Annotated in this window: 17 protein-coding genes; 3 read left to right on the top strand and 14 right to left on the bottom strand. The window is 42.2% G+C overall.

The window, feature by feature from the left end; genetic code table 11:
* Positions 1 to 15: 15 nt before the first annotated feature.
* From KTH89_RS00905 to KTH89_RS00865, 9 genes are all read right to left on the bottom strand, one after another.
* Entirely contained in the window at positions 16 to 390 is a 375-nt protein-coding gene (locus KTH89_RS00905; RefSeq protein ID WP_238720288.1) for a hypothetical protein, read from the bottom strand.
* Between the two features lie 40 nt (positions 391 to 430).
* Positions 431 to 571 carry a hypothetical protein gene (locus KTH89_RS00900; protein ID WP_238720287.1) on the bottom strand — a complete coding sequence of 47 codons (141 nt, stop codon included), beginning with the start codon at positions 569 to 571 and terminating at the stop codon, positions 431 to 433.
* Between the two features lie 3 nt (positions 572 to 574).
* Positions 575 to 829: a hypothetical protein gene (locus KTH89_RS00895; RefSeq protein WP_238720286.1), complete on the bottom strand. Its 255-nt coding sequence runs from the start codon at positions 827 to 829 to the stop codon at positions 575 to 577.
* Positions 826 to 1194, bottom strand: a complete 369-nt coding sequence (locus tag KTH89_RS00890) for a hypothetical protein (RefSeq protein WP_158343471.1) — start codon at positions 1192 to 1194, stop codon at positions 826 to 828. The genes KTH89_RS00895 and KTH89_RS00890 overlap by 4 nt, the downstream gene beginning before the upstream one ends.
* A gap of 59 nt (positions 1195 to 1253) precedes the next feature.
* Complete coding sequence (locus KTH89_RS00885; protein WP_238720285.1) at positions 1254 to 2054, bottom strand: hypothetical protein; 801 nt, start codon at positions 2052 to 2054, stop codon at positions 1254 to 1256.
* Entirely contained in the window at positions 2054 to 3853 is a 1800-nt protein-coding gene (locus tag KTH89_RS00880; protein WP_238720284.1) for a hypothetical protein, read from the bottom strand. Before KTH89_RS00880 ends, KTH89_RS00885 begins: the two co-directional genes overlap by 1 nt.
* Position 3854: 1 nt before the next feature.
* Entirely contained in the window at positions 3855 to 6956 is a 3102-nt protein-coding gene (locus KTH89_RS00875) for a phage tail protein (RefSeq protein ID WP_238720283.1), read from the bottom strand.
* Positions 6956 to 7747 (bottom strand): phage tail domain-containing protein, encoded by a 792-nt coding sequence (locus tag KTH89_RS00870; protein ID WP_238720282.1) that lies wholly within the window; start codon positions 7745 to 7747, stop codon positions 6956 to 6958. The genes KTH89_RS00875 and KTH89_RS00870 overlap by 1 nt, the downstream gene beginning before the upstream one ends.
* Positions 7748 to 7884: 137 nt before the next feature.
* Positions 7885 to 12276, bottom strand: coding sequence for a hypothetical protein (locus tag KTH89_RS00865; RefSeq protein WP_238720281.1), 4392 nt, complete (start codon positions 12274 to 12276; stop codon positions 7885 to 7887).
* Positions 12277 to 12333: 57 nt separating this feature from the next.
* Between KTH89_RS00865 and KTH89_RS00860 the strand changes: the two genes are divergently transcribed.
* Positions 12334 to 12762, top strand: a complete 429-nt coding sequence (locus KTH89_RS00860) for a hypothetical protein (RefSeq protein WP_158343450.1) — start codon at positions 12334 to 12336, stop codon at positions 12760 to 12762.
* 447 nt (positions 12763 to 13209) lie between these two features.
* Here the strand turns inward: KTH89_RS00860 and KTH89_RS00855 are convergent, their stop codons facing one another.
* From KTH89_RS00855 to KTH89_RS00845, 3 genes are all read right to left on the bottom strand, one after another.
* The gene (locus tag KTH89_RS00855) at positions 13210 to 13584 is read right to left on the bottom strand and encodes a hypothetical protein (protein ID WP_238720280.1); all 375 of its coding nucleotides are present in this window, start codon (positions 13582 to 13584) and stop codon (positions 13210 to 13212) included.
* A gap of 99 nt (positions 13585 to 13683) precedes the next feature.
* On the bottom strand, positions 13684 to 14250 hold the full coding sequence (locus KTH89_RS00850) for a hypothetical protein (protein WP_238720279.1): 567 nt from the start codon (positions 14248 to 14250) through the stop codon (positions 13684 to 13686).
* The gene (locus KTH89_RS00845; protein ID WP_238720278.1) at positions 14213 to 14356 is read right to left on the bottom strand and encodes a hypothetical protein; all 144 of its coding nucleotides are present in this window, start codon (positions 14354 to 14356) and stop codon (positions 14213 to 14215) included. Before KTH89_RS00845 ends, KTH89_RS00850 begins: the two co-directional genes overlap by 38 nt.
* Positions 14357 to 14672: 316 nt before the next feature.
* Between KTH89_RS00845 and KTH89_RS00840 the strand changes: the two genes are divergently transcribed.
* Together KTH89_RS00840 and KTH89_RS00835 are read left to right on the top strand one after the other, a co-directional pair.
* Positions 14673 to 15104: a hypothetical protein gene (locus KTH89_RS00840; RefSeq protein ID WP_238720277.1), complete on the top strand. Its 432-nt coding sequence runs from the start codon at positions 14673 to 14675 to the stop codon at positions 15102 to 15104.
* Positions 15105 to 15422: 318 nt separating this feature from the next.
* Positions 15423 to 15818, top strand: a complete 396-nt coding sequence (locus KTH89_RS00835; RefSeq protein ID WP_238720276.1) for a hypothetical protein — start codon at positions 15423 to 15425, stop codon at positions 15816 to 15818.
* A 701-nt stretch (positions 15819 to 16519) separates the two neighbouring features.
* On the opposite strand, the gene KTH89_RS00830 is transcribed toward KTH89_RS00835, so the two are convergent.
* Complete coding sequence (locus KTH89_RS00830) at positions 16520 to 16708, bottom strand: hypothetical protein (RefSeq protein WP_238720275.1); 189 nt, start codon at positions 16706 to 16708, stop codon at positions 16520 to 16522.
* A 237-nt stretch (positions 16709 to 16945) separates the two neighbouring features.
* Positions 16946 to 17212, bottom strand: a complete 267-nt coding sequence (locus KTH89_RS00825) for a hypothetical protein (RefSeq protein WP_238720274.1) — start codon at positions 17210 to 17212, stop codon at positions 16946 to 16948.
* Positions 17213 to 17242 lie beyond the last annotated feature (30 nt).

Below are 17242 nucleotides of genomic sequence, written 5' to 3'. Positions count from 1 at the left end.
CTTCTTATTTGCTTGTTAATTGGTATCGTAAGAGGGGACTTCTTTTTCGGTCTGCATGGCCAGAAGTTCATCTTTTAATTTGGTGGCCACGTCATTTCCATCCAGCTTGTGGTAGGGCTGGTACATTCTGCGGATGCTTTCCTTGGCATATATGGGACAGTAGCCTTTCTCTTTGTAGTGATTATAGGACTGGATAATATTTTCCCGTAAAAGTGCCTGCATGCCTTCCGCGATGGCGTCATTTTTTTCTTTCTGTTCTTTAATGGAGCGGCTGATCCGGTGATAGCCGAACAGCGCGAGAGTGGCTGCCGCACCGAAGAGCCATTCGACGATATGGGAGGTGAGGTAGCTGATTATTGCTTCAATGGGAATCACTTCCTTTCGAATCAAGTTTTTCTGGTATTAAAATCTATCATTCAGGTACCTGGCCTTACAGTTGGGCCAGGATTTCTTCTTTTTCAGAGGCGGTCAGTTTGGTGTATTCTACAATAATTTCCTCCGGAGTCCGCTCTTCGCGTTCCATTCGGACTTTGACCGCATTTACAAAGATATTTAATTTCCATTTAGACATTGTTTACACCCCCAGTAATTCGGCCATAGCCAGTGTCAGATCCTCGATCTGTGTCTTGAGTTCTTCCATGGTTACCATTCCCTTGTGGACGATAGGAGTATGCGGAGTGGTAGTGACGTCCATGCTCTCCACATAATCCCCGGGTTCCAGCTGCAGTTCCATATACTGCAGGCCGTCGGGGGTTCCAAGGCCCGAGCCCTGGTACCATATTTTACCGGTGTTGTCGTAGATAACAACGATACAATTTGTTTGAGTCATATTGATTTCCTCCCTTGATTGAATTCTTCGTAATCATATTTGTCGTAAAGCCTTTCATTGCAGATGTGGTTACATATTTCCACAGACGCTACATAGAGATTTTTAGCAGGAGTTCCGTTCGTGGCTATAAAAAGTAACTGTCCATCCTCTACCAGGCATTGAATGCCGGATCTTTGAACATCCGGCAGGGAACGGGAATCAAACATGACATTGACGCTGCTGATTCCGTTCAGGAATTCCTGGCTGTACATGATAAATATATTATTTTCCCAAGACTGCACCGGTATGGTGAAGGAGGGAAAACGAATGGAAATATCCCGGACCGATGTTTCGCGGTCCGGGAGGTAATTCTGATTTGGATACAAGTTCTGTTCGCTCCTCTCAGTTGAAAAATTTTCGGGAAAGGGAACCTGATCGAATTTTGTCAGGCGCTGCAGGTGACGGAATAGTTTCCCGATCCGCTGTGGCCATCGCCTCCGAAGCCCGGGATATCCGGGCCGTCCCAATATCGCGCAACTCCGGTATTTAACCAGCAATGGTCATTTTGCTTGGTGAGCCATGATACAGTTACGTCATAAGGATCCAGAGACACAGTGTACCACCAATCTGCCAGGTGCGCACGGCCGAATAAAAGGGTCGGGTTGAAGCCGGGTCTGACCTGCAAATAGTTATTATTGATAATATAGCCTGTCCCGGACCAATAGTATTTTACCGCCGCGGTGCCGGTGATCTTGGAACCATTGACCCAGGCAGTATATCCGGAATGGATGTTACCTGCTGAAGCAGTAGCGGAGGTCTGGCTGGCCAGACTGTTGGCTGTGATTCGGCCACTGCCCGCGTGGTAGCCTGCCGGGACAGTATAGGCACCGCCGCAGTTCAAAGTGCCGGATACATTGCCACGGTTCGGCATGTTTCCGGTTATCTTACTTCCGCCTACCCAGGCGGTTTTTCCAGTCAGTATGTGAGCGGCGCCGGCAGTGGCGGAAGTCTGGCTGGCCAGGCTGTTGGCTGTGATCTTGCCGCTTCCATTGTGATAACCGGCGGGGATCGTATAGCTGCTGCCGCAATTTAAGGAAGAGGTGACACTGCCGCGGTTGGTCATGGCGCCGGTTCGGATGTCGGAATCAGCGCCGGCGTAAAAGGTACTTCCGGACAGTACCTGGCTTTCTGTGGCGTTGGCCTGTGAGGGGTCGATCCCTCCTTCAAGATTTAATCGTACTGGCATTATGGATTCACCACCTTTATCACATCAATCGTTAATTGGGCTGCTGGAGTTCTCCCGGCGGTGAGGACCAGACGGCCATCAAAGGTCTCGCCGGTGATTTTGGATTTGGCTGCTTCCGCCAAAGAGACGTTAGCAAAGTAAATATCACAGATGCTGTCAGCCTTGATCAGAGAGTTTGTAATGGTATAGGAATTGGAAGACCAGAGACTGACGGGAATCTGGATGGTAGAGATCGTTCGGATAGTATTCTTTATCTCATTGACGGCGGATACGATATTTGTCTTTGCCGTAGTCTGTAAGGATTGGAGAGTCCCTATTTTATTATCTACGGTGTTTAACTGAGCGTTCGTGACGATATCCGCGCCGGTTACGATATTTTCTGCGGCTTTTGCGGCTTCGTTGGCACGGGTAATGGCTGCTGCCGTGTCTGTCTGACGCTTGGTTTCCGCTGTCTGTCTGGCAGTCTCCGCTGTTTTCCTGGCGATTTCCGCTGAAACGCGGGCGGACTCGGCGCTTACACGTCCTTGCTCAGCTGTGGCCCGGCTGGTTTCCTGAGATTTCCTGGTGTCCTCGGCCTTTACTCTGGCAGATTCTGCGGAGGCTCTGGCGGTTTCTGCGGTGACTCTGGCTTGTTCTGTCTGAGCTCTGGACGATTCTGCTGAGGCACGATTTGTCTCCGCGGTTTTGCGTTTGTTTTCCTCTGAAACCCGGCCTGACTCCGCGGTTTTCCGGTTGGATTCGGCGGTTGCCCTTGCAGACTCGGCGGTTTCCCTGGCTTTCTCTGCTGTTACGCGGGTGTTTTCCGTGTCCGCTCTGTTTTCTTCGGCGGATTTTCGGTTGTTTTCCTGGGATACCCGGGTTTTTTCTGCGTTTACTCTGGCGGTTTCCGCATTTTTTCGGGCGGTTTCCTGATTGGATCTGGCAGATTCGGCCTGAGCCCTGGCGGTTTCTGCTGCGGCCCGGTCAGACTCTGAGGAGTTGCGGGATGTTTCGGCGGTTACTCTGGAGTATTCCGCAGATTTCCGGTTATTCTCGGCAGTTACTCTGGCAGATTCCTCGGTTTCGCGGGATGTTTCAGCGGTTACTCTGGAGGATTCTGCAGTTTTTCTGGAATTTTCCGACTGGATTCTGACATTCTCTGCGTTCTGCCGGATTTCTTCATTGGAACCGCGGGCGGCTTCTGCATTCTCTCTTGCCGTTTCCGCGGATTTCCTTGCATTTTCCTGATGGATTCGCTGTTCTTCGGCGGCGGTTACATCAGCATTTAACTGGCGGCAGTCTTCTGTGGCCTGAATGCAGTCATCGGAGATCTGCCGGAATTCTTCGTTGAGGATCGCGAAGTCGTTGACGACTTTGTCTGCCCGGCCAAGAGCGACCAGTAGATCGCTGAACTCATCGGAGCTTATGATGTGAGCTTCATCGATCATGCCGCCAGCGATTTTGATTTTGAAAAGGGCGGATTTTAGTATGGTGATTTCCTGGGTGACGTTTCCTGATGAATCGAACTGGGTGTCGGTATAGAAGGAAATCTTGCATACACAGATGCCTTCGGTGGTACACATCTGCTCGGTGAAGGGGATGACTACTTTGTTGTCTGTGATTTCTACATTTTTGGTTATGGTTTTACGGTCCGGTTTGTCGTACTGGATCTTTGCTTTTACACCGTCGGGGATGATGTAGGGTTCCCCGTGAAGCCGGGGTTCCACCAGGAGAACGCGGCTGTCGCGTTCTCCCTGTTGGAATTCAGCAAAAATCCGGTCTTCGAACCGGCCGATATCGATTTTTACTAATTCTTGCAAATTAGTTCACCTCCTGGTTTGTGGTTGGGGTTTCGTTGGGTTGTGTTTGAATTTGGGAGTTGGTAATTTGATTCAGCTTTTCTTCCAGAGCGGTTACTTTGGCGGCTAGTTCTTTGACGCCGCCCCAGAGGACGCCGAGGGCGGAGTACATATTGATTTTATTACTATCACGGTTTAAGATTTTAGGTGAGGTATTATAATTTTCGCCAATTACGAATCCATAATGGGCAGATGCATTATTTCTAGCTAGATTAGATTTAAATTGGAAAGAATAAATATCTGTATCTAATACATCCTTTAACAGATTTTGCTCTGGTGTGATATTATATTTAATAGTACTTACGGATTTTATCTCGGGGCCATCTGCCCTAATTATTGTTTCGGTACCATCATCACCATCTGTTACGGATAGGTAATCTGAACGCATTTGAGATGACTTCTTAAAATTTTTTACCACAATAGAGTCGGTATTCGCCTTGGTCACAATGTCCTGTTCTGTATCGTCAGACTTATAAATATGAAACCCACCACCAAACATATCCGTACGATATGTTCGGTCTGAATTATAGATGATACATTTCGCTGCAGTTTCCGTATTCCCGTTTATGATGGCATCCTGGGTATATAGCTGCCCATTATGTCCGATTCGCGTCAATGCATCGCTGCCGTCCGGGTTGTGGCCGCCCGCGGCGAAAGCGTGTTTGGATGTATTAGAACTGATAAATACATCATGGCTGCTGATACTATCACTGCTGATATTCCATCCCCCAATCGTACCGCCGGTAGCGGTGAGATTCCCTGAAATCGCAGCTCCGGTTGCCGTTAATTTTCCATCGGATGTAATCTCGGAGGAAACCGTGCCGGAACTGTTTTTAATCAGCAAATGTCCGCCGATAATAGTAGGCGATTCAATTGTTGTTGCAGTGATTTTTGTACTTTTAATATAACTGGGGACTTTGGGAATCTCATCCTTAGTGGCCATGTTATCCGGCAGGTTTACTTCATCCCATGTAATTTCGCCGCCCAGGATTTTAATACTTTTGGCGGTGACATCGCCGTCTGTACTGACTGTAAATTTATCTCCATTACTGATTTCGTTAGCGACTAAATGCGATGCGCCGACATAACCGGATAAAACCGCTTCAGCCATCAAACCGTAGAATTTTTGGCCGTCAACTTCGAATTCTCCCAGCCCGGTCTTTGCTGTTTCCATGTTATTGTCGGAATATATTAATTTATTACCTGTCAGGACCGCCTCGCATTTGCTGTAGCTCCCATCTTCCTCAATCATGCGAAGATGGATTCCGTTTTCATCGATCGTGATGTCGTTTCGGTTAGTGGTGGAATGAATTGATGTAATAGCCGTGTCGAGACCGTCCTTAATCATTTTATCGATATCCGTGATTTTATCGGCAGATTTTTGCCAGTAGGATTTCCAGTCGGCCACGGTTTTCCCGGATGTCACGGCCTGGTCCAATAAGTCTGAATGGTTATCGAATTCACTTTTGCTTCGCATAGCATTTCCGAACTCACAGGAGAATTCGGAGGGATTGTCAAAGGAGATCGTGTATTGCAGAAGCCGCACCAGGAAGGAATAGTCTTCCCGCAGTGTTACATGAATATAGTTACCTACATCAAAACGGCCGGCCAAAGGTTTGAATTCTTTCAGGGCAAAAATATTGCTCATATCCATAGAAAATGTCAGCTGGGGCCTGGATATTTTCGAAAGATATTTTTTGCCATATACTAACAGCTCGTTTCTGGTCTTCTGCTCGTCAGCCGGGGAATCGTGATCGGTAACGACAAAGTTCGAATCCTGCCAGGTATCTTCTCTTATAAAACGGGTGATTTTCTTCTGCTGATCCTGGGTCAGATTATTTTTCCAATGGACCTCGGAAGCAATTTCATTCATTTGTTTTAGAAGTTGTCTGATCGCCTGCTCGACGGCTTCGATCTCATTTATACGTTTTCCAAGCTCTTCTTTTGCCGCATTTAACTTGTCGAATTCCTCTTTATATTGCTGGTAATTTGGATTATCCGTAACAGACCAGCCCAGATCACATTTAAAAAGATTCGTGGTCTCCAGACTTTTGATTTTTCGCAATAGTGCTTCGCGGCCATATTTTGTCCAATCCGCTTCTTCCGCACCAGGCGCAGGTTTGCGGTTCTTCAGTTCGTAGACCTCCAGATATTTGGTGTCTACCTGATCAGCCAGATCGCTGTATTCCTTTTTCCTGGAATCGAATTTATCCAGATAAGCATTCCATGCATCGCAAAGCTCCTGCCCCATCCACTCGGGCGTGTGATAGTAGGAGAGGTCCAGTACACTGTCCTGGCCCATGTTCAGGTTCCGCACGTCCAGACCATCGTCTCCGAGAATGGTTAGGGAGGTCACGATATCATCCGCGTTGTAATTCACGGAGACCGTATTGGCCAGATTCTCATAGGAAATATAGATACTGGTATCTTCTCCTATATTATCTTCGGCATAGACCTCAATGGTGTTCGTGATGGTGTCAAATACAAAAACGCAGCCGAAGGTATCCGCCACATCTTTTGTAAGAAAACTGTATACATCCTGTTCATCGATTTCAAAGGATCGCATATGTTTTCGGATGCCGGCGTCCACGTTGCCGATATTCCACTGGGGGAATTTCTCCAGGCAAAGGTGCAGCAGAGACTTGGAGTGATCGATGTTCCAAAGCTCGACACCTTCGATATCTTCCCCATTGTACTGATTAATATAAAAAGATTTCAGCCGTTTTTTCGTCAGCTCATATTGCAGACTGTAAGCCGTACATTCCTTATATTCTGTGACGGCGTCTTTCTCAATAGCGGGTTCCTGGATTTCAAAATAACCGAAATTTTCAATATAGATCAAGCGGAGCGCCTCTATTTTTTCATACAAGGGCGTCAAAATTACAGTGCCGTAAAGATCGGTATATTCTCTGGGAACCTGGAAGGTGATTTGGTCTATATCATTGAACTTTCTGGTGAGAGTGATGTCAATGGCGGGAAGCGCGCCAAGAATTTCCTTATCGACTTCACACAGATAGAGGGTGGGGGGATCAGGCATATCATATAAATGGAAGGGATATGACATTACAGATCACCGCCCTTCAGAAGATAGCGGTAACGGAATTCCAGAGTGCTGTTTCCATTGACCCTGATCTCATTGATACCGCGTTTCAGGTGAATCCATCCAAGATTGAAGTCTGAGCCCAGATTTTTATAACGATCATTGATCAGGATGAATTGATTCTGATTATTGATGGTGATCGTATCGCCGGAGAGGATATGATCCAGCTGAAAGGTATCATTGGTGGTCAGGTTTTCAATCTTTAATGTGGGAAATGCGGGGTCCATTCGGGCGGTGATGAGAGGACGGACAGGTGTCTCTTCATCAGAGTCGTTATACAGGATGAATGTGTAGTCGGGTTTATCGATTTGGAAGCTTTTGATGATTTCATCGGAAAAGCCGAAGGATGAATTGCAGGTAAAAAGAATACTCAGGCCGATAACTTTTCCATATTGTTTTCTTTTATAGATCTCGGTGGCCCGACAGCAATAATATACATCATCATATTCGGGATGGAGAATCTGTAGCCAGCAGGGATGCTGCCGGCCGGTGAGCCAGGCGGAAATTTCCCGGATCTGAAAATAGCTGAAATACGAGCCGTCTTTGTGGGTTACCGTGATCCGGAAGGACAGGGGATTCGAATACTGGATGCCGTAATCCAGTTTGAAGGGAAGCGGACTTTCGGATACCAGCGGTTCCACATTCAGGCCCATATCCACTTCATCGTCGGTTTCGTCGCCGATACCGGCGAGCAATAATTGGTAGCGATCTGAGCTGATTCCGTCATATATAAAGCTTGTTCCATAGACGGGCATAGCAACACCTCCTAAATTTTATTTGTTTGCTGTTTTGATATTGGGATATTTGGGGACATGTCCAGATTGATTTGGGACATGTCCAAAACAGTTTGGGACATGTCCATATTAAAACGGACATGTCCCGGATTTAGATTTTATACTTTTCTGACGCCTGATTTGTACATAGATTGATTTATTTGTCCTACTGCTTTGAGGATTGAATGGTCTATCTGTTTTTGAATTTTCTTAATATTCTGGTTGTCTACGCTGCCCTGGATGTATACGGGACATTTGATGTCAATGTTGGTCGGGGAGTTGGCGTGCTGCTGGAGAGATGCTCCGGTTCCAGGTAGAGCGGGAGAAGCAATGGCGGACAGAAGAAGAGAAGGGGCAGCGGTGGAGAGACGGTAGAGATTGTCGGTCTGCTGCTTGGTGAATACCTGATCGCCCTCGTTCATGAGATGGAAAGAGCCGGTTGGGGTTTTGGAGAAGATGGCTTCGGTGCCTTGCTCATTGACTAGGGCCAGGCCGGCGGAGGCGTGACGGGTGCCCTTGGCTAGTTTTTTTACATAATAATTATTTTGTTTGTAGTAATCTTTACCAGTAGCAGATGTCACCCATGCTACGGCTTCAGCCAATGTCTGAAAGTTTTCTCCAGTATTGACTTCATTCCCTAATATAGTAAATACTTTATATTTCGGTTTCTTTTTAGATCCCCCGCCAGTAGAGTTATTTGATTTATCTGATTTATCAGCTTGAGACCCTGAAGAACTTGGTGACGTATCTATCGGCTTGTATTCTTGATCTATTTGATTAAACATATTCAGAATTTTCTGAGCAGCTTCATCCGCTTTATTACCGAGTGCTTCGAAATCTTTTCCTAGATTTCCTAATTCTGTAGTAAAATGGCTCTTTTTTTCATCAAATAATGTTGTAAAATCTGCCAGAGCACCTGAACTTTCTGTCCATGGATTAATTATAGCGGCGGATAGTTTAATACCATACTCATTACCTAGCTGTGTAAGGGTGTCATATACCGCTGTATGATTGTCCTGAACAGTTTGGAGACTGGTTTTAATAAGTTCTTCTTCATTGGTCAGAGATTCTTCAAGAAGGGTAATTTTATTTTCCTGATCCGCTTTGTAATTTTCAAGTTCAGTATCAAGTGCAGCTTTCTGCTGATCAACAGATTCATCATAATATATCTCGTCGAGTTCTTTTTGTTTATCTGTTAATTGTGACTGTATCTTCTTTTTCTTAGCAGCAGCTTCCTGGGAATCATCGGCAGAAAGTCCATTTAACTGTTTTTGAAGTTTGTATATCTCCTCCTGTTTTTCTGCAACAGTATTTTGAAAATCGTGAGCATCTTTTTCTATATCCAGAGCTTCTTTTTTCTTATTGATCAGTTCTTCGGTAGCACTGATTTCTTTTTCGATGCCCTTTTTGATGGCATCGACTCTCGTCTTATTTAATTCAATGATCCCTTCTTTGGCTGCCTGAGAGGCCTTGATAGAATCCCATTGCTTATCCTGCAGTTCCTGAAGTTTTTCCTGATACTCTAAGGTGGAATACTCGCCTCTCTGGTATGCTTCACTCAGGTTTTGGATCTCCTGGCTGTACTGCTGAGCGCGGAAGATCGCCAGCTCGTAGGCTTCGCCATACATGGCAAGGGAGGTGAGCCCTTCTTTTGTCCATTCTCCGGTATCTTCCTCTACCAGATCTTTTTTTGAGAGGATATCCGTAATATTGCTGATCTCGCTGTCTAAGCCTTCCAGACGGTCTATGAATTTGTCGAATTGTTTCCAGTGTAGTTCATTGATCTTATTCTGAAAATCTTCGACGTTGGTGGTGCATTTCATAATTTCGTCTTTGGTGTCTTCGACGGCTTGAGTCATTTTAAACCATTGTTCGGTTCCGACTTCAATCTTACCGGAGGAAACGCTCTCGTTCAGGTAGTTTTCGAGATCGGATCGCTTTTGGGTTAGTATCTGAATCTGTTTGTTTTGGGAATTTATTAATTGCTCATAGAAGGCTTTTCCAACTAGGTTGCCTTGAGACTCTAATAATTTAATGGAATCCTGAATTTTGTCATCGCGGTCAGTGAAAAGACTTAGACGAAGATCGTGGCCTTTACCCAACTCATCAAATTTTTGCATTAATTCATCGAGAGCTTTTTTGGCTTCGGCAACAGCGTCTTTTACAGTGTCAGTTGTATTTTTAACTGAATCACCGATTCTTTGAGCAGTATTGTTAGCAGAAGTGGCACTCTTCTTGAAGGATTCGGCATCGAAATCTAGTTTCATAGGAACAGTTGGGGCTTGGGGTAAAGATTTCTTGGCTTTATCAAGTGCAGTATTTGCCTCAACAATAGCTGGTAATATATACATTGTTTCAGCAAAGATATTACCGGATTCTTTAGCTTCCTTATAACCTGTAAGTGCGCTGGTTGCCCCGCCCAAGGCAGTAATTAGCTGAATAATATTATTGATATCTTCTACAGTATTCAGTGGATTTTCACTGGAAAGTGCTTTTTGTAATGCGTAGTAGTACAAGGATTGCTGTGCGGTATCAGAGACATTTGCCTCAGTTAACAGTGCTTGTATTTCGTCATATGTAATGTTGCTGAAATCAATACCCTGCTGGTTACATATTGCTTTTATCTGTGCGTATTCCTGCTCTGAAATGCCTAGGGAAGATAAGACAACTTCATAGGCATTTGCGATCCCAAGTTCTGTTAATTTACCAGCAAGATAGTCTGCATTTGCTAAATCTAAATCATTTAAGATACCCTGTTGGTTTAAATATTCATTTGTGAGGCTATTAAAGGCATTTTGAACCTCTTCAATAGTAGCAGTTCCATCAGATATAACGGATAGGAAACCTTCGTAGCCAGATAAACTTCCGAAAGTATCCTCAAGAGAAGAGATACTTTCGGAGGATAAATCCCCGGGATTTTCAGATAAGTATGAATAAGCATCTTTTAAAGAAGAAAGACTTTCGGTAATATTATCTGTATCAATTTTAGCATCAGTGGCCATGTTAGATAAGGCATCGCTTAGTTCGGGTGAAATATTTTCACCAAGTATATCCCTTAATGTTGTTAACTGAGAATCGATTAATTCCTCCAAAGCAGCGTCAAGATCTTTGGTATTTTCTTGTAATGATGGAAACTGCTGAATGAGGTCAATGTATTCGTCAGGCTTCAGATCTCTGGACTTTACTTTGACGAGTGCCTTTTGCAATATTGAGATAGAGGATTGATAATTATCAATAGCCCCATTTTCTTCTTCGGTAAAACTAAGCTTAATTTTATTGCCATTAGCAATTTCTTGGGCTTCAGCAATTGCTTTTTTGACTTCTTCTTCGGTTGCATTGCTTGGAATGACAATAGTGGCCAGGATCTCTCTTTCCTGAATAGAAAAATTATTTTCAAAGTCATTTTCGGAAATATTGAGAAATCTGGATGCTAATGTAGAGGCACTTGCATTTGACTCAGTGACATAATCTACAGATGATTTCATGAGATCGTCCACAACTTTAATCATTCCATTTACTTGCGCTAATCTTTCCTGAGCCTCTTTCAAGCTGGATCCAGATAGTTTTCCGCTTACGATAGCTTCATTTATTTGATCGGCATAATTAACAAAGAGATTTTTTTTCTGATTAAGTTGGTCGTATACACCGGATAGAGATTTCATGGTTTTCGCTTGTTCAGAATATAAATAATTTAAACGAGTCTGTTGTTGTGTATACTCATAGGAACCTTTAGATAGATGTTCCATGTTAGTTTTAATGTAATTAATCTCTTCTTCGTATGATCGCAGAGATGAAAGATCGAGGTTAGCTTTTGTACTAAGACTAATGAAATTGTCTCTATTTCTCAAAGATGGTGTTACTTCATCGAAGATGGCTTTTTTTATGCTGCCACTATCAAAGTTGTCGGAGATATTAGTTCCTACTAAATTTTTATAGTATTTTGCCTCTTCTAATTCTAATAATTCTTTGTTGTATTTTATTTCAGATTCAAGTGCTTTAAGATGTGCGCTCTCTGATGCAGATAGACCAGAAATATTACGCTTTTCTATTAATGCATTTCTTGAATTGGTTAACTGACCCAGCTTGGAATTTAGATTATCAATATTTGCCTGGACCTCTGCAACTGTTACATTAAATTGATCCCATGCGGTGACCAGTAGATTTATTGCGACAGTAACAGCAGCATATATTCCTGCATTTAATGCTGAGTTAAGCAGAGTGGTTTTTACTGTGGTAAAATCAATAGCGGTTCCTAAATTACTAGCTGCTGAGGTGTAGGTATCAATGTATGATGATAGTTCTTGTATATTTTTTTTACCTAATTGAACGTCTGAAATAATATTTTTTAATTGGTCTGACGGAAGTGCTTCTTTCCATTTGGAAAAACTTACGACATCTCCAGAATTCGTTAAATTTTTATAAGTTTTAATAAGAGAATCAACCTGAACTCCTTGTAAAATTGATTCTTTTGTAATTGGATCCTGCTGTTGTCTAAATATCGGGCTATTCATATCGCTGTTGTAAAAAATATAATTAATGATATAATTAATAAAAGGAGAGTGATAAATATGATAGAATTAAACGACTATATTTATTATTGTACAAAATGCGGATGGTTTTCTGTTCCACGTAGAGATACTTGTCCATTTTGCCAATCGATATTAAAAAAATATGATTGCCAAACGATTGAATTTTTTGATCTTCCGAAAGAAGAACAGAAGCGATTATTTTCATATGTTCAAGAAATTATTGAAAATAGTCCTGATTTTGATCTTAAATTACGTAATAGGAGATTAGAGGAAGAGAAAAGATATAATGAGGAGTCCATAAGGAAAATGTGTAGAAATAAGGTAGAAGTAAAATGCCCTTATTGCCATTCCAAAAATACGCGCAAGATCGGTGCAGGTGAGAGAATGGTTACTGCTAATTTATTTGGCTTGGGATCACAGAATCTAGGGAAACAGTGGCATTGCAGGAATTGTGGCAGTGATTTCTAACAAATGTATAATGTTATTCTACCGATTTTATGCTGTCATAACATAACGACACACAAGCCCGCTGATAGAGACGGGCTCATAATTTTTATAGAGCGTGTGCTGCCCCATAGCCCTGAGTACACCTTGATGAAATACAAAATAGTATTCCACCTGACCCTGATACTCGATGAACCTAGTTCTCATAAAGAACTGTCGGCTGCGGATTGTCCAAACCAATGGAATTTTTACTATACCGTTAGCTTTCGCTATTGCCATCATAAGGTTGCCATTATGATTTAGTATCCAAGGTTTGCCGGATATTCCCGTCCCATAATTATGAATGGGAGAACATGGGATCAACCATGTTCCATTTCTGTCATTTAACTACGGAAGTCCTTGCTGTTTTACAATATGATAAATCAACCAGCTCGTACACATCACTGCTAAACTTCCCAGTGGCATATTTAATTAAGAAAGGGCAAAACAGCAAATTTTGGCCCTACCACTGCTTGTGATTGCATCGGTAAGTGAAGTAACACCTCCGGTGCCAATTCCTGCTACCATTGATTTCAGGGAACTTGAAGTCATATCTTTAATACTCTTTAGCGCTCCCCCAACAGAACTATTCACCTTCCCCGTATCCACAGAAATCTTTTCAATTTTCAAATTCTTAGAAATCTGTGCCGATAACTGATCCACCGTTTTTTTCAGCGAACTCTTATCCAATGTATAACTCAATTTTACAGGATTCCGATTCAAATAATTCTGTATTTCATTCAGGTCACCTCTGATCCTGGAAGTATCCAGGCCAACAGTAACCATGTTATCTGTATTTTCACTCATATATAATCACTCCTTTCGTCATTCCGGCACTCCTCCAAACTACCGGAATAACCTTCACAATACCTGTTATGGAGCCTGACTATAAAAGTCAAGCCCATTCTATGCCACCACACCTTTCCCGTCCAATCGATCCATCACATTAGAATCCGATCCGACAGCCACATCAGGACTCATCTTTTCAGAATCCTTTCTGTCATCCTTGGCCGCGTTGTCAGCCACGATAGTTCCAGCCCCATTACCGCTGCCAATCCGTCCGGCTTCGCCAACCTGCTGCATCCAGCTGAAATCCCCAGCCTTCGCCCGGTCCACCAGCGCCTCCATCAACTGTGCAAATCCATCTTTCCCCTTCAGCGCCATTGATTTCCTATACTCGATCTTCTGATCGCACAGAGCCTCCAGCCGCTGCAGGAAACCAATGGTATTCATCTGTGTAAGAACCAGTTTTCCAATCGGAGAAAGACTGCACCGGTACATTTCCTCCGCATCAAACTCTCCAAGCTTCACATTTGCAGAGAGACTCAACACATAGTACAACACCAGCAGATCCCGGATCTCCGGATGATATCCGCCGTCCTCCGGCACGACGACTTCCGCAATCTTCTCCGACACTGCCGCCAGCGTGGCAAAATCAAATGGCCGGAATACAATGTTCACTAAAGTCCGCATTTTCCACGAGTTCCTGCGGGACAAATCCCGCATGATCCTGATGATAGCAGTATACGGTATTGTAATCCGTATTTTTGACAATGTTCTTCATTTCTGTTTTGTTCATTAAAATTCCTCCTTGTAATTTGGTTTGAGAATGTCTGAAACATTCAATCTATATAAACTGGTTTCGCCGAAGCGAAATGCCAGATTGTTGTCTATTTTGAATAGATAAAAAGGTTGACTGTAACTAGAGCTAAGTGGATGTCATGAGTTTCATTATTTTCAAAGTTTAATACAAATTTCAATTTCCTTCTTCTAAGCCCTTATGCCTAAAATGAATATAATTAAATGGGGTATGGAGGGATGAGCTGTGTTTCAAGATATATTGTAGTTTGGTAGAAATATGTTATAATAAATTAACGAAATAAGGGGGGGAATTTATGAAAAGAAAACAAAAAATAGTTTTAGTTACGTTGATAGCATTTATAGTAATAATTGTGGGGATTTCATATAACTATTATATCAATAATCATGTATTTACAGATTATGAAGAGATTAATATATATACGCCAGTTTGTATCGATCACGAGTTAAAGAATTTTAAACAATTGGAAAATATATTATATGATGCTAGAATTAGTATGCCAGGAGCGGCCTATACTGATATAATCACAAAAAATTATATCATAATTGTAGCCACAAAGTTTCATAAAATCGCCTACGATGATTTAGGAACACATGTTTATAATAATATAGGTACAGTAGAAAACCCTGAAAAAGGTAAGTGGAATGTAAAAGCAGAAGATGAATTACTAGAGTACTTAGAAGAATTTAATAATAAATATGGCCACATTGAAGTTAATGAAGACTAAATATTATTATATTAAGTAAGAGATATAAATATTAATCACTATGTTGATAATTAGGCTGAAAGTTCTTATATACAAATAAGTGATATCCTATATATTTGAGAAATGAGACATGATATGATCAAATATTGCACAAGCTTAATGGCAGTATAATACAATTCTTAAAGTTTTTACTATACATTCAGCTTCGCTGTAGCTATTATGAAGAGAAACTATTTGTAGGATCCAAGTTTTCTAATATCAGGCTATTCTTATTTTCAAAAATTGTTTATAATAAATTTAGTTATAGAATATTATTTAGTAATAAATAAGGAGAATACTATGAACAATGTCATGGTCTATTATTGTACAAAGTGTGGTTGGTATTCAATGAATAAAAATGGGAAAGATATCTGTCCTTGTTGTCATAGTAATTTAAGTGAATATAATTGTAAAACAAAAAATTATTATATGCTTCCTTTAATTGAACAGGAGGCTATTAAGTATAATGTAATTAATCTTATAAAAAATAGTCCAAACTTTGACCCTGATTTACATGACCAACTCGCTGAATATGCAAGAGCAGCAAATAAAACGCTTAAATGTCCTAAATGTCAATCGACTTATATTGAAAAAAACAGTCTTGGAGACAAAGTGGTTTCATTTCAACTGTTCGATGGGGGATCCCCGATGATCGGTAAAAAATGGCATTGCCGTAATTGTAATACTTATTTTTAAGAAGTTATATCCTAAAATTAAATTCTAAGAATAGCAAGTTATTTTGAAAGGGAGAGCATCTATCACAATGCTTTATTCTGTCATTTAACTATGGAAGTCCTTGTTATTCAAAATAATTCGTACACATCACTCCGTCCTTATTTTCCACGAGTTCCTGAGGGACAAATCACGTATAATCCTGGTGATAGCAGTATACGGTATTATAATCCATAGTTTTGACAATGTTCTTCATTTTCTTTCGTTCATTAAAAATTCCTCCCTTATAATTTGATTTGAGAATGTCTAAAACTTGGTTTTTTGTTCTGCGATTTATTGTCATTCCAAAAATACGCGCAAGATTGGTGCTACTGGTGAGAGAATGGTTACTGCTAATTTATTTGGCTTGGGATCTCACAATCTAGGGAAACAGTGGCATTGCAGGAATTGTGGCAGTGATTTCTAACAAATGTATTAATGTTATTCTACCAATTTTATGCTGACATAACATAATGACACACAAGCCCGCCGATAGAGACGGGCTCATAATATTTCTGGAGCGTGTGCTGCCCCATAGCCCAGAGTACACATCACTAAAAAACTTCCCAGTGACATATTTTACCTCAAATGGTAACATCTGTGTAATACCAGTCTCCCAAGCGGAGAAAGAATGCAAGGTACATTTTCTCCGCATCAAACTCTCCCGGCTCTTTCCTTACTATCTATCAATACAGCTCATGCCTGCACCAAAGCTCATAAGCCTCTTTCGTATCCTCACGGTTAAATACAAATACGAGCGTATCCCTGGACCAGAACAGATCCACAAGCGGAATATTATGCTTAATATACATCCCCGCCTGCTTCGTATTCACGATCCGGACCGTGTCCTCGATCTCATAGTCCCGCCGGAACATTTCCGAATATTCTTTTATGGCTGCTCACTCCTTATCAAAAATATAATTACCCGTCAGGCATCCGCAGATAAATCCCGACGAAAAGCCGATATTTTCGTAAAAAATGAACTGTACGAAAAGCGAATAGCGATCCGTACAGTTCACGTCGAAACAAAGGAAAAATCACTATTCAATATAGAGCGGTTACCCACAACTCATTTATGAAAATCGAATGTTCGTCTCTGTGTGCATTCGAAATTATGAATGAAGAATCTCTTCGATTCCGGCCTGAATCTCCGGCAGGTAGGTGTTTAGATCCGAAAGGTCGCAGTCCGCTAATGCGTCCCGGGCCGCCTGGCGGTCCGTGGAGCGGATTTCATAGTCGTGCAGAATCGAATAGATTTTATAATGCCGGACCGTATCCGTTACTGTCCGCCAGGGTTTGAACTGCCTGGTTTCCAGGCAGCTCTGGCAGACATGGTATCCGGCTCCGCAGATCGCGCAGTGCGCGTTGATATAATCCATATATCCTCCTTGCGCATGTATTTACATGCA

It is taken from the genome of Diplocloster agilis, from assembly GCF_019042275.1.
Classification (GTDB): Bacteria; Bacillota; Clostridia; order Lachnospirales; family Lachnospiraceae; genus Diplocloster; species Diplocloster agilis.
The sequence above is the reverse complement of the archived record's forward strand: the minus strand, read 5'-3'. Positions and strand labels throughout refer to the sequence as shown.